General features: G+C 64.6%; 26 protein-coding genes and 1 other RNA gene. 12 read left to right on the top strand and 15 right to left on the bottom strand.

Annotated features, from left to right (window positions below; all coding sequences use genetic code 11):
- Positions 1-608: 608 nt before the first annotated feature.
- A complete protein-coding gene (locus ACN6PJ_RS18710; protein ID WP_062681279.1) occupies positions 609-1,085 on the bottom strand; it encodes an Lrp/AsnC family transcriptional regulator in 477 nt (158 codons plus the stop codon).
- Positions 1,086-1,240: 155 nt separating this feature from the next.
- Here ACN6PJ_RS18710 and hppD point away from each other — a divergent pair, with 155 nt between their 5' ends.
- Positions 1,241-2,353: a 4-hydroxyphenylpyruvate dioxygenase gene (gene hppD / locus ACN6PJ_RS18705; RefSeq protein ID WP_427997327.1), complete on the top strand. Its 1,113-nt coding sequence runs from the start codon at positions 1,241-1,243 to the stop codon at positions 2,351-2,353.
- Positions 2,354-2,473: 120 nt separating this feature from the next.
- On the opposite strand, the gene msrA is transcribed toward hppD, so the two are convergent.
- From msrA to ilvD, 3 genes are read right to left on the bottom strand one after another with little or no spacing between them, the layout of a single operon-like run.
- Positions 2,474-3,028 (bottom strand): peptide-methionine (S)-S-oxide reductase MsrA, encoded by a 555-nt coding sequence (msrA, locus tag ACN6PJ_RS18700; protein ID WP_427997326.1) that lies wholly within the window; start codon positions 3,026-3,028, stop codon positions 2,474-2,476.
- Positions 3,029-3,050: 22 nt separating this feature from the next.
- On the bottom strand, positions 3,051-3,386 hold the full coding sequence (locus ACN6PJ_RS18695; RefSeq protein WP_427997325.1) for a c-type cytochrome: 336 nt from the start codon (positions 3,384-3,386) through the stop codon (positions 3,051-3,053).
- A complete protein-coding gene (gene ilvD, locus ACN6PJ_RS18690) occupies positions 3,370-5,055 on the bottom strand; it encodes a dihydroxy-acid dehydratase (RefSeq protein WP_427997324.1) in 1,686 nt (561 codons plus the stop codon). Before ilvD ends, ACN6PJ_RS18695 begins: the two co-directional genes overlap by 17 nt.
- A 128-nt stretch (positions 5,056-5,183) precedes the next feature.
- Between ilvD and lgt the strand changes: the two genes are divergently transcribed.
- Positions 5,184-5,972, top strand: a complete 789-nt coding sequence (gene lgt, locus ACN6PJ_RS18685) for a prolipoprotein diacylglyceryl transferase (protein ID WP_427997323.1) — start codon at positions 5,184-5,186, stop codon at positions 5,970-5,972.
- Here the strand turns inward: lgt and ACN6PJ_RS18680 are convergent.
- From ACN6PJ_RS18680 to ACN6PJ_RS18665, 4 genes are all read right to left on the bottom strand, one after another.
- A complete protein-coding gene (locus tag ACN6PJ_RS18680; RefSeq protein ID WP_427997322.1) occupies positions 5,947-6,708 on the bottom strand; it encodes an SIMPL domain-containing protein in 762 nt (253 codons plus the stop codon). The two genes, lgt and ACN6PJ_RS18680, sit on opposite strands and share 26 nt — an antisense overlap.
- Before the next feature lie 95 nt (positions 6,709-6,803).
- Positions 6,804-6,988: non-coding RNA, 6S RNA (gene ssrS, locus ACN6PJ_RS18675), on the bottom strand.
- 47 nt (positions 6,989-7,035) lie between these two features.
- Positions 7,036-7,347, bottom strand: coding sequence for a cell division protein ZapA (locus tag ACN6PJ_RS18670; protein WP_043542394.1), 312 nt, complete (start codon positions 7,345-7,347; stop codon positions 7,036-7,038).
- A complete protein-coding gene (locus ACN6PJ_RS18665; RefSeq protein WP_427997321.1) occupies positions 7,347-7,793 on the bottom strand; it encodes a hypothetical protein in 447 nt (148 codons plus the stop codon). The genes ACN6PJ_RS18670 and ACN6PJ_RS18665 overlap by 1 nt, the downstream gene beginning before the upstream one ends.
- Positions 7,794-8,269: 476 nt before the next feature.
- On the opposite strand from ACN6PJ_RS18665, the gene ACN6PJ_RS18660 reads away from it, so the two are divergent.
- The 4 genes from ACN6PJ_RS18660 to ACN6PJ_RS18645 all read left to right on the top strand — a co-directional run bounded on the left by ACN6PJ_RS18660 (position 8,270) and on the right by ACN6PJ_RS18645 (position 13,006).
- Complete coding sequence (locus tag ACN6PJ_RS18660; RefSeq protein WP_043542396.1) at positions 8,270-8,734, top strand: tripartite tricarboxylate transporter TctB family protein; 465 nt, start codon at positions 8,270-8,272, stop codon at positions 8,732-8,734.
- A gap of 13 nt (positions 8,735-8,747) precedes the next feature.
- Positions 8,748-10,253: a tripartite tricarboxylate transporter permease gene (locus tag ACN6PJ_RS18655; RefSeq protein ID WP_427997320.1), complete on the top strand. Its 1,506-nt coding sequence runs from the start codon at positions 8,748-8,750 to the stop codon at positions 10,251-10,253.
- Between the two features lie 184 nt (positions 10,254-10,437).
- Positions 10,438-12,042 carry a gamma-glutamyltransferase family protein gene (locus ACN6PJ_RS18650; protein WP_427997319.1) on the top strand — a complete coding sequence of 535 codons (1,605 nt, stop codon included), beginning with the start codon at positions 10,438-10,440 and terminating at the stop codon, positions 12,040-12,042.
- A gap of 58 nt (positions 12,043-12,100) precedes the next feature.
- Positions 12,101-13,006: an NAD(P)-dependent oxidoreductase gene (locus tag ACN6PJ_RS18645; protein ID WP_427997318.1), complete on the top strand. Its 906-nt coding sequence runs from the start codon at positions 12,101-12,103 to the stop codon at positions 13,004-13,006.
- Positions 13,007-13,074: 68 nt separating this feature from the next.
- On the opposite strand, the gene ACN6PJ_RS18640 is transcribed toward ACN6PJ_RS18645, so the two are convergent.
- A complete protein-coding gene (locus ACN6PJ_RS18640) occupies positions 13,075-13,704 on the bottom strand; it encodes an FMN-dependent NADH-azoreductase (RefSeq protein ID WP_427997317.1) in 630 nt (209 codons plus the stop codon).
- Positions 13,705-13,815: 111 nt separating this feature from the next.
- Here ACN6PJ_RS18640 and ACN6PJ_RS18635 point away from each other — a divergent pair, with 111 nt between their 5' ends.
- Positions 13,816-14,751 carry a LysR family transcriptional regulator gene (locus ACN6PJ_RS18635; protein ID WP_427997316.1) on the top strand — a complete coding sequence of 312 codons (936 nt, stop codon included), beginning with the start codon at positions 13,816-13,818 and terminating at the stop codon, positions 14,749-14,751.
- Here ACN6PJ_RS18635 and ACN6PJ_RS18630 read toward each other — a convergent pair.
- The 6 genes from ACN6PJ_RS18630 to ACN6PJ_RS18605 form a co-directional block, all read right to left on the bottom strand.
- Positions 14,745-15,674 (bottom strand): 2-hydroxyacid dehydrogenase, encoded by a 930-nt coding sequence (locus tag ACN6PJ_RS18630; protein WP_427997315.1) that lies wholly within the window; start codon positions 15,672-15,674, stop codon positions 14,745-14,747. The genes ACN6PJ_RS18635 and ACN6PJ_RS18630 overlap by 7 nt on opposite strands.
- A gap of 111 nt (positions 15,675-15,785) precedes the next feature.
- The gene (locus tag ACN6PJ_RS18625) at positions 15,786-17,315 is read right to left on the bottom strand and encodes a tripartite tricarboxylate transporter permease (RefSeq protein ID WP_427997314.1); all 1,530 of its coding nucleotides are present in this window, start codon (positions 17,313-17,315) and stop codon (positions 15,786-15,788) included.
- Positions 17,316-17,321: 6 nt separating this feature from the next.
- Positions 17,322-17,750, bottom strand: coding sequence for a tripartite tricarboxylate transporter TctB family protein (locus ACN6PJ_RS18620; protein ID WP_427997334.1), 429 nt, complete (start codon positions 17,748-17,750; stop codon positions 17,322-17,324).
- A gap of 255 nt (positions 17,751-18,005) precedes the next feature.
- Positions 18,006-19,538: a sensor histidine kinase gene (locus tag ACN6PJ_RS18615; protein ID WP_427997313.1), complete on the bottom strand. Its 1,533-nt coding sequence runs from the start codon at positions 19,536-19,538 to the stop codon at positions 18,006-18,008.
- Positions 19,539-19,598: 60 nt separating this feature from the next.
- Positions 19,599-20,294 (bottom strand): response regulator, encoded by a 696-nt coding sequence (locus ACN6PJ_RS18610; protein ID WP_427997312.1) that lies wholly within the window; start codon positions 20,292-20,294, stop codon positions 19,599-19,601.
- Positions 20,275-20,847 (bottom strand): RNA pyrophosphohydrolase, encoded by a 573-nt coding sequence (locus ACN6PJ_RS18605; protein WP_042796390.1) that lies wholly within the window; start codon positions 20,845-20,847, stop codon positions 20,275-20,277. The genes ACN6PJ_RS18610 and ACN6PJ_RS18605 overlap by 20 nt, the downstream gene beginning before the upstream one ends.
- Before the next feature lie 65 nt (positions 20,848-20,912).
- On the opposite strand from ACN6PJ_RS18605, the gene ACN6PJ_RS18600 reads away from it, so the two are divergent.
- Genes ACN6PJ_RS18600 through tolA form a run of 5 tightly spaced genes read left to right on the top strand, consistent with a single transcriptional unit; the run spans position 20,913 to position 25,384 of the window.
- Complete coding sequence (locus ACN6PJ_RS18600; protein ID WP_427997311.1) at positions 20,913-22,640, top strand: proline--tRNA ligase; 1,728 nt, start codon at positions 20,913-20,915, stop codon at positions 22,638-22,640.
- Between the two features lie 52 nt (positions 22,641-22,692).
- Positions 22,693-23,115: a tol-pal system-associated acyl-CoA thioesterase gene (gene ybgC, locus ACN6PJ_RS18595; protein ID WP_427997310.1), complete on the top strand. Its 423-nt coding sequence runs from the start codon at positions 22,693-22,695 to the stop codon at positions 23,113-23,115.
- Between the two features lie 2 nt (positions 23,116-23,117).
- Positions 23,118-23,798 carry a protein TolQ gene (tolQ, locus tag ACN6PJ_RS18590; RefSeq protein ID WP_043542406.1) on the top strand — a complete coding sequence of 227 codons (681 nt, stop codon included), beginning with the start codon at positions 23,118-23,120 and terminating at the stop codon, positions 23,796-23,798.
- Positions 23,798-24,256: an ExbD/TolR family protein gene (locus ACN6PJ_RS18585; protein ID WP_043542407.1), complete on the top strand. Its 459-nt coding sequence runs from the start codon at positions 23,798-23,800 to the stop codon at positions 24,254-24,256. The genes tolQ and ACN6PJ_RS18585 overlap by 1 nt, the downstream gene beginning before the upstream one ends.
- Before the next feature lie 39 nt (positions 24,257-24,295).
- Complete coding sequence (gene tolA, locus ACN6PJ_RS18580) at positions 24,296-25,384, top strand: cell envelope integrity protein TolA (protein WP_427997309.1); 1,089 nt, start codon at positions 24,296-24,298, stop codon at positions 25,382-25,384.
- The last annotated feature ends 14 nt before the right edge of the window (positions 25,385-25,398 follow it).

Raw genomic sequence — 25,398 nt, 5'->3', positions numbered from 1 at the left:
CACTATGCACCCGCATCAAGCGCCCACACTTATCGGTTGTTTAATTGTTAAAGAGCGGTACTGCTAAATTCTGGACTACTGGCATTGCGACCGACGCTTGCGCATCGTTTGCCGCATCACCCTAGCACCTATCGAAATATCAGGGTTAACCCTAAGTTTTCGGTAACTGCCAAGCCTGAAACTATAACACAGCTTTTGCAGATTATGCAACTGGCTTCTGCCTAATTTGCATCCTATCTTGCAAAACCGCGAAACGCCTGCCTGCTCGCTTTGCGGCGACCTTGCCGGGCAACTTCGCCCGAGAGGCCTGCCATGCGCCGACGACCAACTTGCTGCCCCCGACCTCATTTCGCCTTGCTTTCCTGCCCTTCGCCGCTCAACAAACTGTTTGAACTGCGAAGGAGCGAGACTATAGCACAGAATTTAAACGTGTGTCGCCAGCATGACACCTATTTTGCAGAAAAGTGAAATTTTTATGGGGACCGACCCGAAAATTCCTGGCGGCGCGCCTACCCCCTTCTAGCCTACCCCCTTCTATATAGAGGGGTCGGCCATGGCAGGCGTCGGCACCGGCCGCACCCTGCGCGGCCCAGGGGCCGGGCCCCGGCCTAAATGCGCAGCTCGGTGGTTTCCTTGATCTGCTGGAGCGCGAAGAACGATCTCATATCGACCACCGCGGGGTGGCGCATGAGCGTATCCATCGCGAAGCGGGAGAAATGCGCCAGATCGGCCACCTGGATGCGCAGCAGATAGTCCATATCGCCGGACATGGCATAGCACTCCACGACTTCGGGCCACAGTTGCACGTCGCGCGCGAAGTCGCTCATGGGCGCATGGCTGGAGCCGCTGTGCTTGTTCAGGCGGATATTCACATAGGCCAGCAGCCCCAGGCCCACTTTTTCGGCGTCGATCAGCGCCACATATTTCTTGATGAAGCCCTTCTCTTCGAGGCGCCGCACCCGGCGCAGACAAGGGCTGGGAGACAGGGAGACGCGGTCCGCCAGTTCCTGGTTGCTCAGGCGGCCGTCGCGCTGCAATTCCGCCAAAATCCTTAGATCTGTCCGATCGAGCTCAATGTCAGACATTTTTCACCCTAATTTGTGTATCAACGGCAATATTATTGCCCACGACAGCGGGTTTCGCGACATCTTTGCAATTGTCTGCTCGCCGTTCCTACCTACAATCTCTCTCTAGACTTGAAGGACAGGTCGTCCTTAAAACGATGCAAGGGAGCAGACTTATGAGCAGCGCATTCCAACCCTGGGACAACCCGATGGGCACCGCCGGGTTCGAGTTCATTGAATACGCCGCGCCGGACCCCGCCGCGCTGCGCAAGGTATTCGAACTGCTGGGCTTCAAGGCCATCGCCAAGCACCGCCACAAGGACGTCACGCTCTATCGCCAGGGCGGCGTGAACTTCCTGATCAACGCCGAGCCGGACTCCTTCGCGCAGCGCTTCGCCCGCCTGCACGGACCGTCCATCTGTGCAATCGGCTTCCGGGTGCAGGACGCCAACGCCGCGTATAAGCGCGCGCTGGAACTCGGTGCCTGGGGCTTCGATTCGCACAGCGGCCCCATGGAGCTGAACATCCCGGCAATCAAGGGCATCGGCGATTCGCTGATCTACCTGGTGGACCGCTGGGCCGGCAAGGACGGCCACGGCGGCATCGGCGACATCAGCATCTACGACGTGGACTTCGTTCCGGTGGACCCGGCAAATGCGCAAGCGGATCTGAACCACCGCGGCGCCGGCCTGACGCTGGTGGATCACCTGACGCACAACGTCCACAAGGGCCGCATGGCCGAATGGGCCGAATTCTACGAGCGTCTCTTCAATTTCCGCGAAGTGCGCTATTTCGATATCGAAGGCAAGGTGACGGGCGTGAAGTCCAAGGCCATGACCTCGCCTTGCGGCAATATCCGCATCCCGATCAACGAAGAAGGCACGGAAGAAAAAGGCCAGATCCAGGAGTACCTGGACCTGTACCGCGGCGAGGGCATCCAGCACATCGCCATGGCGACGGAAGACATCTACAGCACCATCGAGGCGTTGCGCTCGAACGGCGTCGTGTTCCTGGACACGCCCGATACGTACTACGAGCTGCTGGACCGCCGCCTGCCCAACCATGGCGAAGACGTGGCGCGCCTGCAGAAAAACCGCATCCTGCTGGATGGCGCCCCTGGCGGCGGCCTGCTGCTGCAGATCTTCACCGAAAACCAGATTGGCCCCATCTTCTTCGAGATCATCCAGCGCAAGGGCAACGACGGCTTCGGCGAAGGTAATTTCAAGGCCCTGTTCGAATCGATCGAACTGGATCAGATGCGCCGCGGCGTGGTGAAGGCCGTCGACTGAGCATCGCCCCCAATCAAGTCCTTCCCCGGCCTGGCTTTCCGGTGCTCGCGCACCGGCGCCGGCCTTGAAACCTCACCTCGGTGAGGTTTTTTTTGCGCCGGCGGCGCCGGCAAGCTCCGTCTACTTCCGCAGCCTGTCCTGGAACTGCTTGCGGAATTTGGCGACCTTGGGCGCAATCACGAACTGGCAATAGCCTTGCTCCGGATGAAGGGCAAAGTAATCGCGGTGGTAGTCTTCGGCCTGCCAGAACCTGGCGGCAGGCAACAGCCGGGTCACGATGGGCGCATCATAGACCTTCTGGGCCTCGACCTCCGCGATGACGGCTTCCGCCTGTTCGCGCTGGCTCTCGTTCTGCCAGAAGATGGCGGACTCATATTGCGGGCCGACGTCGTTGCCCTGCCGGCCCGGGGTGGTTGGATCATGGGTCGCGAAGAACACACGCAGCAAGTCGCCGTAGGAAAGCTCGGCGGGATCGAACTCCACGCGCGCGACCTCGATGTGGCCGGTATCCTTGCCGCAAACCTGCTCGTAGCTGGGATTGTCCACGTGACCGCCGCTGTAACCAGGCAGCACGCTCTTGACTCCGCGCAGCTCGGTAAACACCGCTTCGACGCACCAGAAGCAGCCGCCGCCCAGTACGGCGACCTCATTGCCCGGGGATGGTTGTTCAGCCATGACGATTCCTTCTGTATCGAGACTATTGCTTGGAAGGCGCCAGCGACAGGATCCATTCCGCCAACTGGCGGGCGTCTTCCTGGCTGACCTGTGTTTGCGCGGGCATCGGAACGGCGCCCCAGGCGCCTCGGCCGCCGCCGCGGATCTTGCCTGACAGGTAATCCACCATGGCGTCGCCCTGCCCCGCGTAGCGTTCGGCCACGCTCTTCAATGGCGGGCCCACCCGCTTGGCCTCGACCTGGTGACAGGCCATGCAGGCCTTGCTCTTGGCGAGATCCAGGCCGGTGGTTTGCGCATGCGCCGCGCCCGCGCCCAGGGCGCAGGCGACGGCCAACAACAGACTACTCTTCAAATGCATCGGTTACGGCCCCACGGCTCGCGGTGCTGGCGAGCTTGCCGAACTTGGCAAGCACACCGCGTGTATAACGCGGCTTGGGCTGAACCCAGGCCTGGCGACGAGCCGCCATTTCTTCGTCGCTGATATTGAGCTGCAACAGCAGCTTGTGGGCATCGATGGTAACCGAATCGCCCTCCTGGATCAGCGCGATGGGGCCGCCGACGAACGCCTCGGGAGCAACGTGCCCCACGACCATGCCCCATGTGCCGCCGGAGAAGCGCCCGTCGGTGATGAGCCCCACCGTTTCGCCCAGGCCCTGCCCCACCAGCGCCGACGTAGGCGCAAGCATTTCGCGCATGCCGGGGCCGCCCTTGGGCCCTTCGTAGCGGATGACCACCACATCGCCATCCCGAATCTCGCGGGCCATGATGGCCGTCATGGCGTCGTCCTCGGAGTCGAAGACGCGCGCGGGGCCGGTTATCACCGGGTTCTTCAGCCCCGTGATTTTGGCGACACAGCCTTCAGGCGACAGGTTGCCCTTGAGAATGGCCAGGTGCCCCTGCGGATACAGCGCCCGATCCAGCGGCATGATCACGTCCTGGTCGGCGCGCGGCGCGTCGGGCACGTCGGCCAGGGTTTCGGCGATGGTCTTGCCGGTAATCGTAATGCAGTCTCCATGCAGCAGGCCGGCGTTGAGCAGGAGCTTCATGACCTGCGGAATGCCGCCCGCGCGATGCAGATCCGTGGCGACATATTTGCCGGAAGGCTTCAGGTCGCACAGCACCGGGACGCGCTTGCGGATGCGTTCGAAGTCATCGATCGTCCAGGGCACTTCGGCGGCGTGGGCGATCGCCAGGAAGTGGAGCACGGCATTGGTGGACCCGCCGGTGGCCATGATGACCGACACGGCGTTCTCGATGGACTCGCGCGTGATGATGTCGCGCGGGCGCAGCTGGCGCTTGACCGCCTCGACCAGCACGCGGGCAGATTCCGCCGCCGACGCGACCTTCTCCTCGTCTTCGTTGGCCATCGTGCTGGAGTACGGCAGGCTCATGCCCATGGCTTCGAACGCGGAGCTCATGGTGTTGGCCGTGTACATGCCGCCACAGGAGCCCGAGCCCGGGATCGCGCATTTCTCGATCTGCTTGAAATCCGCCTCGGGCATGCGGCCCATCGTGTATTCGCCCACGGCCTCGAAGACCGAGACGATGGTCAGATCGTTGCCCTTGTAGTGGCCGGGCTTGATCGTGCCTCCGTAGACGTAGATGCCCGGCACATTCGTGCGCGCCAGCGCGATCATGCCACCGGGCATGTTCTTGTCGCAGCCGCCGATCACCACCACGCCGTCCATCCACTGGCCTTGCGCCGCAGTCTCTATGCAGTCCGCGATCACTTCGCGCGACACCAGCGAATACTTCATGCCCTCGGTGCCCATGGACATGCCGTCGGAGATGGTGGGCGTGCCGAACACCTGGGGATTCGCGCGGGACGCGCGGATGGCATCGATGGCCGCGTCGGCCAGCCGTTGCAGGCCGCTATTGCAGGGCGTGATCGTCGAATGGCCGTTGGCCACGCCGATCATGGGGTTGTCGAAATCGGTTTCCTGGTAGCCCAGCGCGTAATACATGGCGCGATTGGGCGCGCGCGCGACGCCTTGAGTGATATGGCGGGAACGTTCGTTATGCGGCATGGTCTGTGTCTCCTGTCGGCCATCGCGCGCGGACATGGCGGCCGCGCCCGAGGAAGCTGGTTCGCTGGCGCGCGAATCTTCAGGGCTCGCCGGTTATTATCATTCAACTTTATTGTGTCGGGCAGAACATGCTGCAATATCCGAAATTCGACCCCGTCGCCCTGCAGATCGGGCCATTAGCGATTCACTGGTACGGCCTGATGTACCTGGTAGGCTTTGCGCTGGTATACCTGCTGGGCCGGCGGCGCATCACCAGCGGGCACACCACGTCGCTCAACGTGCGCGACCTGGAAGACCTTATCTTCTATAGCGTGCTGGGCGTGGTCCTGGGCGGGCGGCTGGGCTATGTGCTGTTCTACAAGCCCTCGTACTATCTGTCCCACCCCATCGAGGTGCTCTACCTGTGGCAGGGCGGCATGTCGTTCCACGGCGGCCTGATCGGCGTGATCCTGGTGATGTTGCTCTTCGCCCGCAAGAAGAAACTGCCTTTCTTCGCGGTCAGCGATTTCATCGCGCCGCTGATCCCCCTGGGGCTGGGCTTCGGCCGCCTGGGCAACTTCATCAACGGGGAACTCTGGGGCCGCCCCACCGACGTGCCGTGGGCCATGGTCTTTCCCGACAGCGGCGACGGCCTGCCGCGCCATCCGTCGCAGCTCTATGAGCTGGGCCTGGAAGGCATCGTGCTGTTCGCGTTGCTGTGGTGGTTCTCGAGCAAACCGCGCCCGCTGGGCCAGGTGAGCGCGCTCTTCCTGATGGGCTACGGAACGTTCCGCTTCCTCGTGGAGTTCACCCGCGAGCCGGACAATTTCCTGGGTCTGCTCGCGGGCGGGCTGAGCATGGGACAGTGGCTGTCCCTGCCGATGGTCGCCCTGGGCGCCATCATGTTCAGCCTTACTGCAAAACGATCGTCCCGTTGACCGCAATGCTGACCGTGACGTCTCCCGCTTCGAGCGGGACGTCCGGGTTATAGCCGGCCGAGGCGTCCTTGGCCATGGCCGCCCCCATCATGCGGGGCATCGGCACCGGACCAGCGCCGCCCGAGCCGCCCAGTTCCAGCTTGCTCAGGCGATAGCCGGAAAAGCCGAACGCATTGGCCGCAGCCAGCGCGCGCTCCTTGAAGGCTTGCGCGGCCTCTTTGAGCAGCTTGCGCTCTTCGGCCTCGCGCGCCTCGCGCGACAGCAGGAACCCGATATTGGAAATGGCGGTCTTGTCCGACAGCTTGGAAGCCAGCGCGGCAGCCGCTTCGAAATCCTTGGATTCGAGGATCACTTCGCCATGGCCGCGCCAGGACGCGATCTTGCCCTTGCTGCTGGTGTTGGGCCAGATGTTGTAGCCGCCCGTCCGGACCTCCACGCCCTTGACGTCGCGTGCGCGCTTCACCACGTCGTCCAGCGCGGCCGTCAGTTTCTTGCCAGCGGCGGGCTGATCGGGCGCTTCGACTTCGGCGGACAACGAAATGCGGACGGTGTCCTGCTTGACCTCGGAAGACGCCGTGGCCTGCAAGGTCAGTTCCGGCGCGCGGTTCGCGGCGGTTTCCGTGGCGGCGGCAGGCGCTTGCGCCTGCGCGTAGACGGGTTGAACGGCGGCAAGAGCGACGACGGCTGCGCACGCCGCGCCGAGCTTGGTCAATGAAAAAGCGGGGTGTTTGAGCATGGACGGGTCCTAGGGCCTAGTGACACTACAAGAAGGACTGTGGGAGGAAGGAGGCGCCCGGCGCGGACCTGCGCTCATGGCAGGCCCGCTGGGATAGATGCCCCGCCTGTGCCGTCAAGGCCGGCATCTCGAACCCTGAGGTTCAAGGTGGTCGCGTTCCGAAGAGCGTCGGGTTCGTCTACAGGAGACGATCACTCCAGCTCTGCACTCCCGCAACCAATATGCCATAAGACATAGGTTCAGAGAATGTATGGCCTAGTCACGAACACGGCAGGGACAAACTGAAAAATCTTGACTACAGCTTGATGAATTGCAGCTTGATGAACGCTAGAGCAGTTTTTCCTGACCCGACAAGGCGTCATCGAGCACTGCGTTCATGTCCTCGATTCTACGCTTGAAGTCGCCGACCGCCAAACCGCCCAAGGGACCGTCGGGCGCTTTCATCGCAAGCAATTCGCCCGCGATTTGCAGCGCGGCCATCACGGCGATGCGCTCGTTGCTCGAGACCTTGCCTGTGCCCTGGATGCGCAGCATCAGTTGATCGACGTGGCGCACGGCCGCAACCAAGGTAGGCTTCTCTTCCGCGGAGCACGCCAGGGAATAGTCGCGCCCCAGTATCGTTACATCTACGCGTTCCATCAGTGTTGCTCTCCAGACGGCGCGCCCGGCAAGCGGGCCAGCACGGCGTCGATGCGCTCGCGGGCCGAGGCGGCGGCCACGCGCAAGCGCTGTAGTTCGGTATCGCGGGTTTGCAGGCTGCCCTGCAGTTCGGTTTCCCTTGCGGAGAAACGCGATTCGAGCGATTGGCGCTCGGAGGTCTCGCGGGCCAGTTGTTCGCGCAGCGCGACTTCGGCCTGCTGAGCCTGCTCGAGCATCGCGGTGACGGCGCCGTCGTGTTCCTGAAGCTTGCTCTGCAGCGTGACGATCTCGGCCTCGCGCTCGGCGGCGCGCTGCTTCAGCACGCGCTGTTCAGCTTCGGTTTCGTTCAGACGGGCGCGCAACGCGTCACGCTCTGCGTGGAGTTGGCGGGTGCGTTGCACCAGTTGCCCGATGCGGGCAGCGAGTTGGTCTAGATCTTGCAGCATGGGCGCTATCGTAAACCATCCTGGGTTGCAGAGGGCCTCTTCACGCAAGGTGAGAAACCCGGCAATATTCAGTAGGAATTACGGCTGTGACTCGGGACTGCGACCTTACCCGATTCCAGCCCCCGGAAAAAAGCCCCGGGCCAAAAATCGCGCATCTGGCCGATCCTGCTTTCGCATTTCTTTCTATAAACTTTCACTTAGCTTTCAAAAAACCCTCAAACCTCCAGCCTCGTTACAACTCGGGGTCGGGAGTTCCCGAATTTTAGGGAAAACCCCAGGCTTTCACCGAGCTTACAGGGTTTGCAGCGTGGCAGGCGTCCATTACCATTCGCCCTTTCAAGAAACCACGCCGTCGCTTTCAGAAGAATAAATGGCACCCTGAAGTGCCTTTTTTGTGCCTGTCACCCGCCTTTCGACGGGCCGTCCGGCTACAAACCCTTTTTTATCTACATGCTGTAAACAGGAGCCAACCAATCATGCAGCTACGCAATCGACAGGACTTCTGGTCGGGGGTGATGTTCATCGCCCTTGGACTGGGATTCGCCTGGCAGGCCAGCAGCTACCAAATGGGTACTGCCGCACGGATGGGCCCAGGGTATTTTCCTTTCTGGCTAGGCATCGTTCTGGCATTGCTGGGCGCCATCGTGCTGCTTGGCTCGCTGTCCAAGAAAGCCCATGAAACGCACGTCGACAAGTTCGACTGGCGCATCGTCTTCCTGGTGGTCGGATCGGTCGTGCTGTACGGCTTCATCCTGAAACTGCTGGGCATCTACATCTCGGTGTTCGTACTGGTTGTCGTCAGCAGCCTGGCCAGCCACGAGTTCAGCCTGAAGGTCGCCGTCGCCAACGGCATCTTCCTGGTGATCTTCTCGTATCTGGCGTTCGTCAAGGGGCTGGGGCTGATTTTCCCGCTGTGGCCGTCCTTCCTGGGCATGAATTAAGGAGTTATCGGCCATGGAATTGCTAGATCACCTGATGATGGGTTTCTCGGTCGCGTTCACGCCCGAGAACCTCGCCTACGCCCTGCTGGGCTGCATTCTGGGCACGCTGATCGGCGTGCTGCCGGGCATCGGCCCGGTCCCGACCATCGCGATGCTGCTGCCGATCACGTACGTGCTGCCCCCGGTGGCCGGCCTGATCATGCTGGCAGGCATCTACTACGGCGCCCAGTACGGCGGCTCCACGACGGCCATTCTGGTGGCGCTGCCTGGGGAAACGTCCGCGGTGGTGACCGTGCTGGACGGGCACCAGATGGCCCGCAACGGCCGCGCCGGCGCCGCCCTGGCCATCGCCGCCCTGGGTTCGTTCTTCGCCGGCTGCGTGGCTACCCTGCTGCTGGCCGCCTTCGCGCCCCCGCTGGCTGAAGTCGCGTTCAAGTTCGGCCCCGCCGAGTACTTCTCGCTGATGTGCCTGGGCCTGGTCGGCGCCGTGGTGCTTGCTTCGGGTTCGCTGCCCAAGGCAATCGCGATGATCCTGCTGGGCCTGCTGCTGGGCATGGTGGGCACCGACGTGAACTCCGGCGTCGCCCGCTTCGACTTCGGCATCCCCGAACTGCAGGACGGCATCGACTTCGCCATCGTGGCCATGGGCGTGTTCGGCTTCGCCGAAATCATGACCAACCTCGAGCAGAAGGAAAACCGCGTCGACATCACCGACAAGATCGGCTCGCTGTACCCCAACAAGCAGGAATTCAAGGAAGCCGCTCCCGCCGTGATCCGCGGCACGGCCCTGGGTTCGGCCCTGGGCATCCTGCCGGGCGGTGGCGCGGTGCTGTCGTCGTTCGCGTCCTACACGCTGGAAAAGAAGATCTCGAAGAATCCGGAGCGCTTCGGCAAGGGCCACCCGGCCGGCCTGGCTGGCCCGGAATCGGCGAACAACGCCGCCGCCCAGACCTCGTTCATTCCGCTGCTGACGCTCGGCATCCCGGGCAACGCCGTGATGGCGCTGATGGTCGGCGCGATGACCATCCACAACATCCAGCCCGGCCCGCAGGTCATGACGAGCCACCCGGAGCTGTTCTGGGGCCTGATCGCCTCGATGTGGATCGGCAACCTGATGCTGGTGGTGCTGAACCTGCCGCTGATCGGCCTGTGGGTCAAGCTGCTGAAAGTGCCCTATCGCATCCTGTTCCCGGCGATTCTGGTGTTCTGCACGATCGGTGTGTATTCATTGAACTACAACACCTTCGACATCTTCACCACTGCCATCTTCGGCATCATCGGCTACGTGTGGTCGAAGCTGAAGTGCGAAGGCGCGCCGTTGCTGCTGGGCCTGGTCCTGGGCCCCATGATGGAAGAGAACTTCCGCCGTGCCCTGCTGCTCTCGCGCGGCGACTTCAGCACCTTCGTCACGCGTCCGCTGTCGGCTTCGCTGCTGGCGATCGCTCTCTTCCTGGTGGTCCTGGTTGCTCTGCCCGCCATCCGCAAGAAGCGCGAAGAGACCTTCGTCGAAGAAGACTAAAGCGCTGGCTGCCGCGGCTTGCGGCGGTCCCTGCGCAAAAAGCCCCCGGCCTGGCCGGGGGCTTTTTTTTTGCGCGCATGCCTGGCACGACAAAAGCTACAAATTAATACAACACAATACCGGCTGTTCCGAAATTTCGGTCATCTACGTTAAGCTACGGGTTTACCCCACGCGATGATTCGAGATGAATTTCGACTGGAACAACCCCTACCCCAGCACGCGGCGGCCAGTATTTGCCCGCAACATCGTTGCCACTTCGCAGCCGCTGGCTGCCCAGGCCGGCCTGCGGGCCCTGGCCCGGGGCGGCAATGCGGTCGACGCAGCCATCGCGGCGGCGGCAACGCTGGCCCTGACCGAGCCGGTCAGCAACGGGTTGGGATCGGACTGCTTCGCGATCATCTGGGACGGCTCGAAGCTGCACGGGCTGAATGCTTCCGGGACCGCGCCCGCGGCCTGGAACCTGGATTATTTTCGCCGCAAGCACCAGGGAGCCATCCCGGCCCGAGGCTGGGACAGCGTCACCGTGCCCGGCTGCGTGGCGGGCTGGGCCGCCTTGCATGAAAAGCTGGGCCGCCTCGCTTTCGCCGATGTTCTCGAACCCGCCATCGAGTATGCCGAACGCGGATTTGCCGTGTCTCCGGTCGTGCAGGAAAAATGGGCCGCGCAGGCTGATGTCCTGCAGCCCCAACCCGGGTTCGCGGACCATTTCCTGCCTCGCGGACGCGCTCCGCAAATCGGCGAACACTTCGTCCTGCACGGCGCCGCCGCCACGCTCAAGCGCATTGCGGCAACCGGAGGACGGGATTTCTACGAAGGGGAAACGGCGCACAAGCTGGTGGCGCACGCGCAGGCGCACGACGCCGCCCTGACGCTCGCGGACCTGCGCGACTACGCGCCGGAATGGGTGTCTCCGATCAGCCAGCCGTACCGCGGTTACGCCGTGCACCAGATCCCACCCAACGGCCAGGGCATCGCGGCGCTGATCGCCTTGGGCATCCTGCAGCACTTCGACGTGGCGGCCCGCCCGGTGGATCATCCCGATACGCAGCACCTGCTGATCGAAGCCATGAAACTGGCTTTCGCCGACGTCTACGCCCACGTGGCGGATGCGCGCCACATGCGCATGACGCCCGAACAGATGCTGGACGCGGGCTACCTGGCCGAACGCGCGCGCCTGATCGATCCCGGCGCGGCCCGGGACTTCGTCAGTGGCCACGCGCCGCGGGGAGGCACGGTCTACCTGACCGCCGCGGACCGGAACGGCATGATGGTGAGCTTCATCCAGTCGAACTACATGGGATTCGGCTCCGGCGTGGTGGTGCCCGGCACCGGCGTCAGCCTGCAGAACCGCGGACACTGCTTCAGCATCGATCCCGGCCACCCCAACGCGGTTGCCGGCGGCAAGCGGCCCTTCCACACCATCATTCCCGGCTTTCTGATGCGCGACGGCGCTCCCGTGATGAGTTTCGGGGTGATGGGCGGCAATATGCAGCCCCAGGGGCAGGTGCAGGCGCTCGTGCGCATGCTGGACTACGGCCAACAGCCGCAGGCCGCCTGCGACGCCCCGCGCTGGAAATGGAACCACGGGCTGACGGTGGACCTGGAGGCCGGCATGGCTCCGTCCGTTGCCCAGGGCCTGCGCGCGCGGGGCCACATCCTGGAAGGGCTGGAAGACCCCTACATGGACTTCGGATCGGGTCAATTCATCTGGCGCCTGGGCGATCCGGCCGTGGACGGATACGTGAGCGCGAGCGATAGCCGCCGGGATGGGCTCGCCGCGGGCTTTTGATTGCGTTAAGGTTAGTGTCCTCAGACTGACCTTACCCTCATAGAGCGGAGTTCCCTGCATGGCAACGATCGGTACCAAGAGCTACGACGCGGTTGTAGCCCAAAAAGTCACTTTCCTCGGATTGGGCGTGATGGGCCTGCCCATGGCGGGCCACCTGGCCCGTGCAGGACACGACGTCACCGTCTACAACCGCACGCCGGCCAAGGCCCAGGCCTGGATGGCCGAGTTCGGCGGAAAAAGCGCGGCGACCCCGCGCGAGGCCGTCGCGGGCGCGCAGATCGTCTTCGCCTGCGTCGGCAACGACGACGACCTCCGCAGCGTCGTGCTCGGCCCGGACGGGGCGTTCGCGGGCATGGCGCCCGGCGCCGTCTTCGTCGACCACACGACGGCGTCGGCCGATGTGGCGCGCGAACTCTACGCGCAGGCCAAGGAGCTCGGCCTGAACTTCGTGGATGCCCCCGTGTCTGGCGGACAGGCGGGCGCGGTCAATGGCGTCTTGACCATCATGTGCGGCGGTGAACAGGCCGTGTTCGACGCGGTCAAGCCCGTGGCGCAGTGCTTCGGCCGCGCCGTCACGCTCGTCGGCCCACCCGGCGCCGGCCAATTGGCCAAGATGGTCAACCAGATCTGCATCGCCGGCGTCGTGCAGGGGCTGTCCGAAGCCGTGGCCTTCGGACAGGCGGCCGACCTGGACATGAAGCTGGTGCTGGACGTGATCAGCAAGGGCGCCGCGCAGAGCTGGCAGATGGAAAACCGCGGCGGCACCATGGTCGACGACAAGTTCGACTTCGGGTTCGCCGTGGACTGGATGCGCAAGGATCTCGGGCTGGTGCTGGCCGAGGCCCGCCACAACGGCGCGCGGCTGCCGCTGACCGCCCTGGTCGACCAGTTCTACGGCGACGTGCAGAAAATGGGCGGCGGCCGCTGGGACACGTCCAGCCTCATCAAGCGCCTGCGCGACTGAGTCTCGCCGGCCCGGCAAGCAAAAAAAGGCGAGCCCTCGGCTCGCCTTTTTTGTGCTTGCGCCCGGAATCACGCCGCCAGGCTGGCCGGAGCCGAATCGGACACCAGCGCATCGATGCGCTGCTTGGCCTGCGCAATCCCCTCCAGCGCCGCGACCTCGCCCATGGCCATGCCCTCGGCGGCAATGAACGTCACGTCGTCCATGCCCAGGAAGCTCAGCATCTGGCGCAGGTAAGGCGTCAGCGTGTCGGACGGCGTGCCTTCGGCCTTGCCGCCGCGGGCGGTCAGCACGAACACCTGCTTACCCTTGACCAGCCCTTCGGGCACGCCTTCGGACGTATAACGGAACGTGACCCCGGCCCGGGCGACGTGATCGAGATAGCTCTTGAACTGCGCGGGCAGGTTGAAGTTGTAGACGGGCACCGCGAAGACGATGCGATCGGCTTCCATCAGTTCTGCGACCAGCGCGTCGCTCATTTCGACGATGCGATGCTGCTCGACGGTGCGCGCGTCGGCCGGAGTGAAGAGCGCGCCGGCGGTATTACCGTCGAAATACGGGATGGGCTGCGCCCCGAGATCGCGCACCTTGACGGCGGCGGCGGGGTTGGCGGACTTGACGCGCGCAATCAGGTGATCAGCCAATTGCTTGCTGTTGGAACGGTCGCCGAGAATCGAGGAAAGGATAACCAGGGTCTTCATTGCAAATTTCTCCAGTGGGCAGGTGCCGAATGCATGGCGTCACTGTAGATCGGTTAATTGATCACATAAATACGGTTATCATGAACTGTTCGTTCCAGGCACAGAACAATCATGCAAGATCTCAATGACCTCTACTATTTTTCCCAAGTCGTCGAACAGGGCGGCTTCAGCGCCGCGGCGCGGGCGCTGGATATTCCGAAATCCCGGCTGTCGCGCAGGATCTCGCACCTGGAGGAAAGCCTGGGCGTACGCCTGCTGCAGCGCACGACCCGCCGGTTGCGCCTGACCTCGGCCGGCGAACGCTATCTGCACTATTGCCGCGAGATGGCGGCTTCCGCGCGCGCGGCCGACGAGGCCATGCGGCAGCTGCAATCGGAGCCTAGCGGGCCCGTCATCGTGAGCTGCCCGGTTTCCATCGCCCAGGACGTGCTATCGCCGCTGCTGCCCGAGTTCCTGGACGCCTGGCCGGCGATCTCCGTGCAATTGCTGGTGACCAACCGCCGCGTGGACCTGATACGCGAGGGCGTGGACCTGGCGCTGCGGGTGCGGACCAAGCTGGACACGGACGCCGAACTGGTGGTGCGCCATTTCGGCACGGCGCGCGGCACCCTGGTGGCGAGCCCGGGCTACCTGCAGCGCCACGGCGTGCCCGACACGCCGCAGGACCTGGCGACCCATACCACCCTCAGTTTCAGCGATCCGCAACACGAGGTGCGCTGGCCGCTGCGCAACGACAAGGGCGAAGAGGTGCACGTCGAACTGAAGCCGCAGCTGTCCTGCAACGACTTCATCGTGCTGACCGAAGCGGCGGTGCGGGGCCGCGGCATCGCGCTGCTGCCTTCGATCGCGACGCACGAGGAACTGAGGCGCGGCCAACTGGTGCCGGTGCTGCCCCAGTGGCAGTCGCCCGAAGGCATCGTGCACTGTATCTATCCCTCGCGGCGGGGCATGATGCCCGCCGTGCGCGCCCTGCTCGATTTCCTGTCGGAACGCCTGCCGTCCATGTATCAGCGCCTGGAAAAGGCGCCCGCTCCGGCGGCTCAATAGCCGCGCGAGCGCTCCACCACGCCGCTGATCGCTTCGCCGCGCAGCATTTGGGCGACCTTGCCCGCAATCTGCGCGATGCTTTCGTCGCGCAGCGTGCGCGCCGCGATGTGGGGCGTGACGTGCACGCGGGGGTCGTGCCAGAACGGGTGGTCCCGCGGCAAGGGCTCGGTGTGGAACACATCCAGCGTGGCGCCGGCGATCTCGCCCTCTTCGAGCATCTGGACCAGATCGTCCTCGACCAGGTGTTCGCCGCGGCCCACGTTGACCAGATGGGCGTCGGGCAAGAGCCGCGACAGGGTGTCGCGGTTGAGGATGCCGATGGTGTCGGGCGTCAGCGGCAGGACATTCACCAGGAACCGCGTGCGGGCCAGGAACGCCGGCAGCGCGGCCTCGCCCGCGAAGGACTCGACGCCGGGGAGGTCTCGCGGCGTGCGCGACCAGCCCGCCACGGGGTAACCGAAATCGGCCAGGGTCTGCGCCACGCGCAAGCCCACCTGCCCCAACCCCAGCACGCCCACCGGCCAATCGGCCGGCCGCGTGCCTTCGCGCGTGTCCCAGTGCTGGCGAGCCTGGGCCTGGTCGAAGGCTTCGAAATCGCGCGAAACGCGCAGCAGCGCGTACAGCGCGTACTCGGCCATCTGCACCGCCATGCCCGCGTCTTCCAGGCGCACGATGCGCACGTGCGGCGGGATTTCGGGCATTTTCAGCAAGGCATCGACACCCGCGCCCAGATTGAACAGCGTCGTCAGGCCGGTCTCGTGCTTGAACAGCTCGGCCGGCGGGCGCCAGACCAGCGCGACGTCCGCTCCCGACGGCGGGCCTTCGGGATCCCAAACCGAAATGCGGCAGCCGGGCATGGCGGCTTCCAGACGCGGAACCCAGGAGTCGGGATCGTGGTGGGGGCAGGCAAAGAGTATGTGCATGGTGGCGTTCATGTGCGGAACTCAGGGAACCCCAAGCATGAGGGAAGCCGGCGCACAAATCAAACGGCCCGGCAGGGGCCGGGCCGTTCGCTACCGTGAATGGAGCCCCGCTCAGGCCGCCTGCGGCACTTCGGGCTTGTTCCCGCCCTTGTTGCGGCTGCGGCGCAGGAAGGCCCACACCTGCAACAGGACCAGCAAGGCGCTCGCGGCGATGAACCAAGCGCTGATCGGCCGTTCGATGAACACCGCCAGGTCGCCGCGCGACAACAGCAGCGCGCGACGGAAATTCTCTTCCACCATCGGCCCGAGCACGAAGCCGAGCAGGATGGGGGCAACGGAGAATTCCAGGGTCATCAGGACGGCGCCGATCACGCCGAACGCCAGCACTTCCCAGATCTGGAAGAGGCTGTTCTGCGTGCTGAACACGCCCACTGCGATGAAGAACAGCGCGGACGGGAACAGGTAACGGTAAGGCACCTGCAGCAGTTTCACCCACACGCCGATCAGCGGCACGTTAAGCACCATGAGCAGCACGTTGCCCACCCAGAAGCTGGCGATCAGCCCCCAGAAGATGTCCGGATGCTCGGTGATCAACTGCGGGCCAGGCTGGATGCCCTGGATCAGCAGCGCGCCCAGGATCAGCGCCATCACGGCGTCCCCCGGAATGCCCAGGCTCATCGTCGGAATGAAGTCCACCTGCGTCTTGGAGTGCGACGATGCTTCGGGCGAAGCCACGCCGGCAATCATGCCGGTGCCGAACTTCTCTGGCGTCTTGGAAATCTTGCGCTCCAACGCATAGGCCACGAACGTCGTGATCGTGGGGCCGGTGCCGGGCATGGCGCCGAACAGCGTGCCTACCGTCGTGCCGCGGACCATGGGCCAGAAAGCCGTCTTGAGTTCCTGCCGGCTGGGCCGCATGTCTTTCAGGCGCAGCTTGGCGCCGCTGCCGATGATGCTCATGCGGTTGACGCTCATCAGGAAGTCGGCCACGCCGAACAGGCCCATCGAGATCGCCACCAGCTCCAGGCCGTCGGACAGATCCAGCAGGCCGAAGGAAAAGCGGATGGTGCCGGTGTTCACGTCCGTGCCCACCACGCCGCACATCAAGCCGAACAGTGTCATCGCCACGCCCTTCAGCGGCGAGCCGCGGGACATCGTCGCGCCCGCAAGCAGCCCCAGCAGCATGATGGAGAAGATTTCCGTCGGACCGAATTTGAACGCGATCTCCACCAGCAGCGGCGAAGCGAAGATCATGACGATGATCCCCACCGAGGCCGCGAAGAACGAGCAGATCATGGTGATGCCGAGCGCCGTCCCGCCCTTGCCCTGTTTGGTCAGCGGATAACCGTCCAGGCAGGTGACCGCGTGGGGCGGATGCGAAGGCAGATTGAGCAGGATCGCGCCGATGGCGCCGCCGTACTGGGAGCCGTAGAAGATGCCAGCCAGCATCAGAATGGCGGGCACCGGATGCATCACGTAGGTCAGCGGCAGCAGGATCGAAATGGCCGACAGCGCGCCCATCCCGGGCAGCACGCCGATGAGGTTGCCCACCAGCACGCCGAAGAACGACCACATGAGGTTGTGCCACTGGAAGGCGACGCCGAAGCCGTACCAGAGGTCCATCAAGGATTGGGAAATCATGGTGCTTCAACCCCAGCGAAACAGCGGCAGCTGCAGTTGCAGCGCCCACCAGAAAACGACGACCGCGATCGCGACCATGGAGATCGAAAGCAGGAACGCCTGCTTGATCGTGTTCTTGCGGTCGCCTAGCGCTGAAATGAAGACGACGGCGAACGTGGCGGGCAGCAGGCCGCCATAATGGCCCAGAAGCAGGAACGCCAGGATGCCCAGCAGGATGCATGCCCCGCCGCGGAAATCCGGCAGCCCGTGCGCGTGGCCGTCCCCGGGAGCCGGCGCCGCCGTCTGGCCCGAACGCGCCGACATCGCGATCAGCACCCCGGTCAGGGCCAGCAGGCCGCCCAATGCGGCCGGAAAGAAACCCGGACCCATGTGGCTCAGCGTGCCGATGTGATAGTCGGTGCCGCCGTAGATCGCCCCCAACCCGATGAGGACCATCAGCGCGCCGCCGTAGTAGTCCTTCCTGTTGATTGTTTTTTGCACGTCATCCTCCTTCCTGGTGCAGGGCACATGCCGGCCCTCGATGTGCCGCCCTGGACGGACGCCACCCGGCCTCTGACGAAAGGCCGGAGCGCAGATTAAGGAAGGAAGCTGCGAATTCGCTTTCTGCGCGCTGTCGCCTTCCTGAATTCAGGGGTAATCCCTGACCGGAAGACGAATCTCATGTGTAAGCAGCAGTGAAAGCCGCGCGCGTTATTGGTCGCCCTTGAGCTCGACGTCAAGCGGGCGGGGATACTGCGAGACCGTCGAGGCTATCGGCAGCCACAGCACGGAGGACAGGCCGATGCCGCCCTGCGCATTGGGTTCGCCGTCGCGCAGTTCGATATCGCCGTCGTTGCGGCGCGCGTAGGCGCGCGCGATCGCCAGCCCGAGGCCCGAGCCCGACGAGGTGACCGGCTTATCGGTGCCGACCCGCTCGAAACGCGAGAAGGCGCGCTGGCGCAGAAGCGGCTCCAGGCCGGGCCCGTTGTCGGATACGGCGACCTCCGCCCGGTTTTCCACACGGCAGACCGACACGGTGATGCGCGCCCCGGCGGGCGCGTAGTGGATGGCGTTGTGCACCAGGTTCGATAGCGCCTCGTGCAATTCGGCCTCGTTGCCCGAGACCGGCACGGGCGTCTCCTGCCCGTCTTCGGAGCCGGCTTGCACCCACCCCAGGTCCTGCTGCTTCTCGTGCGCCAGCGGGAGATACTGGAGCACCACCTCGCGCGACACGGCGTTCATGTCGAGCAACTGCCTCGGCAACTGGTCGGCCTGGTTGGCATGCGCCAGGGACAGCAGCTGTTCGGTGAGGCGCCGGGTGCGGCCCAATTGATCGACGATGGCTCGCAGGCCCTCCTGCGCGCGCGCGGGATCGCGTTCGCGCAGCGCATATTGCGCCTGCGTCAGCATGATGGCCAGCGGCGTGCGCAATTGATGGGAGGCATCGGCCAGAAAGTGCGACTGTTCGTCCAGCACCCGGCGATAGCGCGCGATATGGTGATTGACGGCGTCGACGAGCGGAGCCACTTCGCTGGGCACGCGGGACGCATCCAGCGGCGTGAGGTCGTCGGGGCGCCGCCCCCGGATGTCGTTGCGCAGCCGGCGCAGCGGCTTCAAGGCCCAGGATACGCCCCACCAGACGAGCAGCACCACCAGCGCCAGCATGCGGGTATCCCGCAGGATTTCCTGGCGCCGCGCGCGGTTCTCGGCCTCGATGCGCTTGCCGGTGCTTTCCGCCACGACGACCAGCACCTGGCGATGCTGCCCCTGGTAATACAGGTCCCGCACCACCGCAACGACCCGCACGGGGTCGTTGCGATAGACCCCGTCGTAGAAGACGGGTTGGCCATTCGAACGCGGCCAATTGGGCGGACGGGGCATTTCCGGCATGCCCAGCAGGGTCTTGCCCTGGTCCGCGGGCACCGGCGAGCCGTCCGGCAGGGGCGGATCGATTTCTTCGATGCGGAAGTACTTGCGCAGGCCGGCGCGCGATTCGAGCATCACCTGCGCATAGAGCGGCGTGGCGACTTGCAGCTTGCCGTCGGGCGTGAACTCCAGACTGCTTTCCAGGACGCGGGCCGGCTCGACCAGCGCGCTGTCGTACGCTTCGTTGGTGATCTCCGACAGGGTGCGGTAGTCGTTCAGGCTGTCGACGACCAGCAGCACCACCACGCCCGGCAGCAGCAGGATGATCAGCAGCGCGCGGATGCCGACGCGCGGAAGCCCCGGCAGCCGGAGGCTCACGGGCGCTTCGCGCCGATACGGCAACGGATGCGGGTAGCCATGCCAGGCGCCTTCCGGAGGCTATGAACCCGAGGGTTCCGCGGATTCGCTGGCCACGCTTTCGAGCATGTAGCCCAGCCCGCGGACCGTCACGATGCGCACGTCGCTGCCCGCGAGCTTCTTGCGCAACCGGTGCAGCACGACCTCGATGGCATCGGGATTGGCTTCGCTATCGTGCGTGAAGACCTTGCCGAACAACTGGGACTTGTCCACCGGATAGCCGCTGCGGGTCAAGAGCGCCGCCAAGGCGGCGTGCTCGCGCGGAGTCAGGAACAGCAGGGAGCCGTCCAGCGTGAATGCGCGGCTTTCACTGTCGTAGGACAACGAGCCGCACTGCAGGCGCGGATGCTGGCGGCCGCGGCTGCGCCGCACCAGGGCGGTCAGCCGGGCTTCCAGCTCTTCGAGGGCGAAGGGCTTGGTCAGGAAGTCGTCCGCGCCGAGGTTCAGGCCCCGCACGCGGTCCTGCAGGGCGCCCTGGGCGGTCAGCAGCAAGACCGGCGTGCGGTCGTCGCGGTTGCGCATTTCGCGCAGGACCACCAGCCCGTGCTTGTCGGGCAGGCGCAAGTCCATGACGATGGCGTCGTACTCCGTGCCCGCCATGAAAGCCTCGGCCGTCCTGGCGTCGGCGGCATGGTCCGGCACGAACCCGCTCTGGGCGAGCGCGCGCATCAACCAGGACGCCATGTCCCGTTCGTCTTCAACCAACAATATGCGCATGACCGTCCGTTCCTTCGGGCAAATTCTCTGCTGCCCGCTGACCATGCACCCGCTGGCGCAGGTAGCGGGTCTCGTGATGGCGCCGAAAGAGGATAGCCGACAACTCGTTCAACGCCTGGGTATAGACGTCTCGCTTGAACTCGATGACGGCATCCAGCGGAACCCAGTACTGGCTCCAGCGCCAGGCGTCGAATTCCGGATGCTGCGTCGCGCGCAAGCAAACATCACTGTCACGTCCCACCAGGCGCAACAAGAACCAAATCTGTTTTTGTCCTTTATAGTGGCCACGCCACTCACGCCGGACAAAGTGATCGGGCACGTTATAACGTAACCAATCGCGTGTACGCCCCAAAATACGGACATGCTCGGGCTTCAGGCCCACCTCTTCATGGAGTTCGCGATACATGGCCTGCACCGGGCTTTCGCCATATTTGATGCCGCCCTGGGGGAACTGCCATGCATGTTCCCTGATACGCTTGCCCCAAAAGACCTCGTTTCTACCGTTGACGAGAATGATGCCGACATTGGGGCGGTAGCCTTCGCGGTCAAGCATGGGCCACCCCCACCGAATTCAATACAATTACGGTCGATTATACGTATCTGCTGCCACCTTTAAACATGCGCGCATCCAACTACCACATCAACACCCTCAAAGAAGCCCCGTCCGAGGCCGAAGTCGCCAGCCACCAGCTGATGACCCGGGCCGGCATGATCCGCAAGCTCGCGGGCGGCATCTACACCTACATGCCCCTGGGCCTGAAGATCATCCGCAAGGTCGAGGCCATCGTCCGGGAAGAGATGAATGCCGCGGGCGCCATCGAGCTGCTGATGCCGGTGGTCCAGCCGGCGGAACTCTGGCAGGAATCGGGCCGCTGGGAGCAGTACGGCGCCGAACTCCTGCGCATCAAGGACCGGCACCAGCGCGATTTCGTGTTGCAGCCCACGTCCGAGGAAGTCATTACGGACATCGCCCGCAATGAGATCCACAGCTACCGCCAGCTGCCGGTGAACTTCTACCACATCCAGACCAAGTTCCGGGACGAGCGCCGCCCGCGCTTCGGCCTGATGCGCGGCCGCGAATTCACCATGAAGGACGCCTACTCCTTCGACCGCGACGAAGCCGGCGCCCAGCGCAGCTACGACATCATGTTCAACGCCTACATGCGCATTTTCGGCCGTCTCGGCCTGGAATTCCGCGCGGTGGCGGCGGACACGGGCTCGATCGGCGGCACCCGCAGCCATGAATTCCAGGTGATCGCCGAAACCGGCGAGGACCTGCTGGTCTACAACGCCGAATCGGACTACGCCGCCAACATCGAACTGGCCGAGGCGCCCGCGCTGTATCCCTCGCGCGCCGAGCCCGCCCAGGCCATGGCCGACGTGCCCACGCCGGGCGCGGCCAAGTGCGAAGACGTGGCCAAGCTCCTGGGCCTGCCGCTGGAACGCACGATCAAGTCGATCGTGCTGGCCACCGACGGCGAAAAGGGCGCGGACATCTGGCTGCTGCTGCTGCGCGGCGACCACGAACTCAACGAAATCAAGGCCGGCAAGCTGCCCGGCCTGGCCGGCTTCCGCTTCGCCACGGAAACCGAAATCGTCGAACACTTCGGCTGCAAGCCCGGCTATCTGGGCCCGGTCAAAACCGCCCGCCCCGTGCACGTCATCGCCGACCGCACCGTGGCCAACATGGCCGACTTCGTCTGCGGCGCGAACAAGGAAGATTTCCACATCCAGGGCGTGAACTGGGGCCGCGACCTGCCCGAGCCGGAACGGGTGGCGGACCTGCGCAACGTGGTCGCAGGCGACCCCTCGCCTGACGGCAAGGGCACCCTCTCCATCCAGCGCGGCATCGAAGTGGGCCACGTTTTCTACCTGGGCAAGAAGTACTCGGAGGCGCTCAAGGCCACCTTCCTGGACGAAACCGGCAAGCCGGCGGTGCTGGAAATGGGCTGCTACGGCATCGGCGTGACCCGCATCGTGGGCGCCGCGATCGAGCAGAACCACGATGCCCGCGGCATCATCTGGCCCCGAGCGATCGCGCCCTTCGAGGTCGTGATCTGCCCGGTGGGCTGGGGCAAAAGTGAAACCGTGCGTGACACCGCGCAGAAACTGTACGAATCGCTCCTGGCGCGCGGCGTGGACGTCATCCTGGACGACCGCGACGCCCGCCCGGGCGTGATGTTTGCTGAATGGGAGCTGATCGGCGCGCCGCTGCGTGTAACAGTTGGAGAACGCGGCCTGAACGATGGTGTGGTGGAATTGCAGGCCCGTCGGGAAACCGAAGCAGCCAAGATTCCGGTAGAGTCCGCGCTGGAAGCCGTGCTGACGAAGCTCGACACCCTGTAAACCCTATAGTAACTATGGACTTTCCGCGTCCCGACCCTGAAATTTGCCCATCGTGACCGACCCGAAGTCCCCAGAATCCATCCTGCAAGTCCGTGTCTACTACGAGGACACGGACGCGGGCGGGGTGGTCTTCTACGCCAACTACTTGAAATTCCTGGAGCGCGCACGCACGGAGTGGCTGCGCGACCTGGGGGTCAACCAGTCCGCCCTGGCCGCCAGCGAGCAACGGCTGTTCGTTGTCCGCGCGCTGGACATGTCCTATCGGAAGCCGGCCAGGCTGGACGATTTGCTTACCATACGCAGCCGGGTCACACGACTGGGCCGCGCTTCGATACACTTCGCGCAGCGCGCGGAGCGCGACGGGGAACTGCTTGCCGAAGGCAACATCCAAGTCTGCTGCGTCGATGCCATTCACATGCGGCCGGCGGAATTGCCGGCTGACGTTCGCGCCAAACTGAAATTCATTCAGGAATAACCATGCAAGTCACCAACGACATGTCGTTGCTTTCGCTGATCACCCACGCCAGCGTGCCGGTCCAGCTGATCATGCTGATGCTGTTGGGCATCTCGATCATGTCCTGGACCTACATTTTCGCCAAGCGACTGGCCATCAAGCGCGCCCATGCCCAGACCCGCCGCTTCGAAGACGATTTCTGGTCGGGCGGCGACCTCTCCATGCTGCAGCAGGCGGTGGCCTCGCGCCGTGACGAGCAAGGCGCTCTCGCCCGCATCTTCGACGCCGGCATGACCGAATTCCTGAAGGCCCGCCGCGGCAACGCGTCCGGCGACGCCACGGCCGTGCTGGACGGCCCGCGCCGCGCCATGCGCGCCGCCTACCAGCGCGAGATGGACTCGCTGGAGTCGCACCTGAACTTCCTGGCCTCCGCCGGCTCGGTTTCGCCCTATATCGGCCTGCTGGGCACCGTCTGGGGGATCATGCACGCCTTCATCGGCCTGTCGAACATGCAGCAGGCCACGCTGGCCTCGGTGGCGCCCGGCATCGCGGAAGCGCTGATCGCCACCGCCATCGGCCTGTTCGCCGCCATCCCGGCCGTCGTCGCCTACAACCGGTTCACCAACGACATCGACCGTATCTCGATCCGTTTCGACAGCTTCGTCGATGAATTCCTGAACATTCTGCAACGGCAGGTGCGCTAATGCCTTCGGTAAGCTCACGCGGCAGGGCCGGCCGCCGCATGAAGGCCGACATCAACGTGGTGCCGTACATCGACGTCATGCTGGTGCTGCTGGTCATCTTCATGGTGACCGCCCCCCTCATTACTCCCGGCCTGATCCAGCTGCCCTCGGTAGGCGCCGCCTCCGAGGTGCCGGTCAAGCCGCTGGAAGTCCAGATTTCGGAAGACGGCAAGCTCGCCCTGCGCATGCGCGAACCCGGCGCCACCCCGCAGGACATCGCGCGCCCCGAGCTGGTGGCGCAAGTGCGTTCGCGCATCACGGCCGAAACGCCGGTGGTCATCGCCGCCGACGGCAAGGTGCCGTACGAGACCGTGGTGAAGGTCATGGACGAATTGCGCACCAACGGCATCACCCGCCTGGGTCTGCTGGTGGACCAATCCTCCGGCGCCCCCCAGCCCGCACCCGCGAAAAAACGCTAACGCGACGCCTTCCGCCGGCGCCGCCGGCATGCAACGCTCATGACGCCACCCATTATTCGACATCGCAGCGGCCCCCCGGCCCCCCCGCCCAACCACGACAACCGGAAGGCTCTGCTCCTGGCCGTGGCGGTGCATTTGCTGCTGCTGATCGTCTTGATCTTTGGCGTGAACTGGCGCTCCGAGAACCCCGGCCCCGTGCAGGTGGAGCTCTGGGCCGACGGCAATTCGCCCGTCTCGCCGCCCCCCACGCCTCAGCCCGAGCCCGAACCTCCCAAGCCGCAACCCAAGCCCGAGCCGAAGCCCGAGCCCGAGAAGGCGCCCGAGCCGCCGCCCCCGCCCCCGCCTCCGCCCAAGCCTGAGCCCCAGGTCCAGCCCAAGACCGAGGAGGTCGACCCCGAAATCGCGCTTCAGGAAGCCAAGAAGAAGCGCGAGGAAGAGGAAAAGGCCCGCCAGGCCGCCGAGGCCAAGGAAAAGGCGCGTCTCGAGGAAGAGCGCAAGCAGGCGGAGCTGAAGGAGAAAAAGCGGCTGGAGCAGGAACGCCAGGCCGCGGAGAAGGCTGCCGCGGAAAAGGCCGCGGCCGAGAAAGCCGCTGCCGACAAGGCCGCCGCCGAGAAGAAGGCCAAGGAAGACGCCGCCAAGAAGGCCGCGGCGGAAAAAGCCGCCGCGGAAAAGGCCGCAGCCGAAAAGGCGGCTGCCGAGAAGAAAGCCGCGGCCGAGAAGAAGGCCAAGGAAGAAGCCGCCAAGAAGGCGGCCGCCGACAAGGCGCTGAAGGATGCGTTCCGCAACGACGCCATGGGCGCCGCGGGCATTCCCGGCGGCACGGCCGACCGCAATCAGGCGGGCGGCGGCCGCGACAGCGGCTATGGCGCCAAGGTCCGCGCCTGCGTGCAGCCCGGGGTGGCTTATCCGCCCCCGCCTCGCAGCGGATCGGAAAATCCCACGGCACAATACCGGGTACAGTTAGGTTCCGACGGGAAAGTCAACGGCGTGACGTTGACCAGTTCTTCGGGCAATGCCGGCTTCGACCGCGCGGTCGAAACCGGCATCCGCCGCTGCAACCCCTTCCCGAAGCCTTCCACGGGCCGCTACGAACCCATTATTGACGTTGTGTACAGAATGTATGATTGACAGGAGATTGAAGA

Source organism: Achromobacter sp., assembly GCF_050285585.1.
Taxonomy (GTDB): Bacteria; Pseudomonadota; Gammaproteobacteria; order Burkholderiales; family Burkholderiaceae_B; genus Achromobacter.
Note: the sequence above shows the minus strand (reverse complement) of the source record. Positions and strands in the feature narration are given on the sequence as shown.

Bases quoted from the DNA above. Each gene is read 5' to 3' on its own strand.
- ACN6PJ_RS18710 (WP_062681279.1), bottom strand. From the start codon at position 1,085: ATGTCTGACATTGAGCTCGATCGGACAGATCTAAGGATTTTGGCGGAA.
- hppD (WP_427997327.1), top strand. From the start codon at position 1,241: ATGAGCAGCGCATTCCAACCCTGGGACAACCCGATGGGCACCGCCGGG.
- msrA (WP_427997326.1), bottom strand. From the start codon at position 3,028: ATGGCTGAACAACCATCCCCGGGCAATGAGGTCGCCGTACTGGGCGGC.
- ACN6PJ_RS18695 (WP_427997325.1), bottom strand. From the start codon at position 3,386: ATGCATTTGAAGAGTAGTCTGTTGTTGGCCGTCGCCTGCGCCCTGGGC.
- ilvD (WP_427997324.1), bottom strand. From the start codon at position 5,055: ATGCCGCATAACGAACGTTCCCGCCATATCACTCAAGGCGTCGCGCGC.
- lgt (WP_427997323.1), top strand. From the start codon at position 5,184: ATGCTGCAATATCCGAAATTCGACCCCGTCGCCCTGCAGATCGGGCCA.
- ACN6PJ_RS18680 (WP_427997322.1), bottom strand. From the start codon at position 6,708: ATGCTCAAACACCCCGCTTTTTCATTGACCAAGCTCGGCGCGGCGTGC.
- ACN6PJ_RS18670 (WP_043542394.1), bottom strand. From the start codon at position 7,347: ATGGAACGCGTAGATGTAACGATACTGGGGCGCGACTATTCCCTGGCG.
- ACN6PJ_RS18665 (WP_427997321.1), bottom strand. From the start codon at position 7,793: ATGCTGCAAGATCTAGACCAACTCGCTGCCCGCATCGGGCAACTGGTG.
- ACN6PJ_RS18660 (WP_043542396.1), top strand. From the start codon at position 8,270: ATGCAGCTACGCAATCGACAGGACTTCTGGTCGGGGGTGATGTTCATC.
- ACN6PJ_RS18655 (WP_427997320.1), top strand. From the start codon at position 8,748: ATGGAATTGCTAGATCACCTGATGATGGGTTTCTCGGTCGCGTTCACG.
- ACN6PJ_RS18650 (WP_427997319.1), top strand. From the start codon at position 10,438: ATGAATTTCGACTGGAACAACCCCTACCCCAGCACGCGGCGGCCAGTA.
- ACN6PJ_RS18645 (WP_427997318.1), top strand. From the start codon at position 12,101: ATGGCAACGATCGGTACCAAGAGCTACGACGCGGTTGTAGCCCAAAAA.
- ACN6PJ_RS18640 (WP_427997317.1), bottom strand. From the start codon at position 13,704: ATGAAGACCCTGGTTATCCTTTCCTCGATTCTCGGCGACCGTTCCAAC.
- ACN6PJ_RS18635 (WP_427997316.1), top strand. From the start codon at position 13,816: ATGCAAGATCTCAATGACCTCTACTATTTTTCCCAAGTCGTCGAACAG.
- ACN6PJ_RS18630 (WP_427997315.1), bottom strand. From the start codon at position 15,674: ATGCACATACTCTTTGCCTGCCCCCACCACGATCCCGACTCCTGGGTT.
- ACN6PJ_RS18625 (WP_427997314.1), bottom strand. From the start codon at position 17,315: ATGATTTCCCAATCCTTGATGGACCTCTGGTACGGCTTCGGCGTCGCC.
- ACN6PJ_RS18620 (WP_427997334.1), bottom strand. From the start codon at position 17,750: ATGGTCCTCATCGGGTTGGGGGCGATCTACGGCGGCACCGACTATCAC.
- ACN6PJ_RS18610 (WP_427997312.1), bottom strand. From the start codon at position 20,294: ATGCGCATATTGTTGGTTGAAGACGAACGGGACATGGCGTCCTGGTTG.
- ACN6PJ_RS18605 (WP_042796390.1), bottom strand. From the start codon at position 20,847: ATGCTTGACCGCGAAGGCTACCGCCCCAATGTCGGCATCATTCTCGTC.
- ACN6PJ_RS18600 (WP_427997311.1), top strand. From the start codon at position 20,913: ATGCGCGCATCCAACTACCACATCAACACCCTCAAAGAAGCCCCGTCC.
- tolQ (WP_043542406.1), top strand. From the start codon at position 23,118: ATGCAAGTCACCAACGACATGTCGTTGCTTTCGCTGATCACCCACGCC.
- ACN6PJ_RS18585 (WP_043542407.1), top strand. From the start codon at position 23,798: ATGCCTTCGGTAAGCTCACGCGGCAGGGCCGGCCGCCGCATGAAGGCC.
- tolA (WP_427997309.1), top strand. From the start codon at position 24,296: ATGACGCCACCCATTATTCGACATCGCAGCGGCCCCCCGGCCCCCCCG.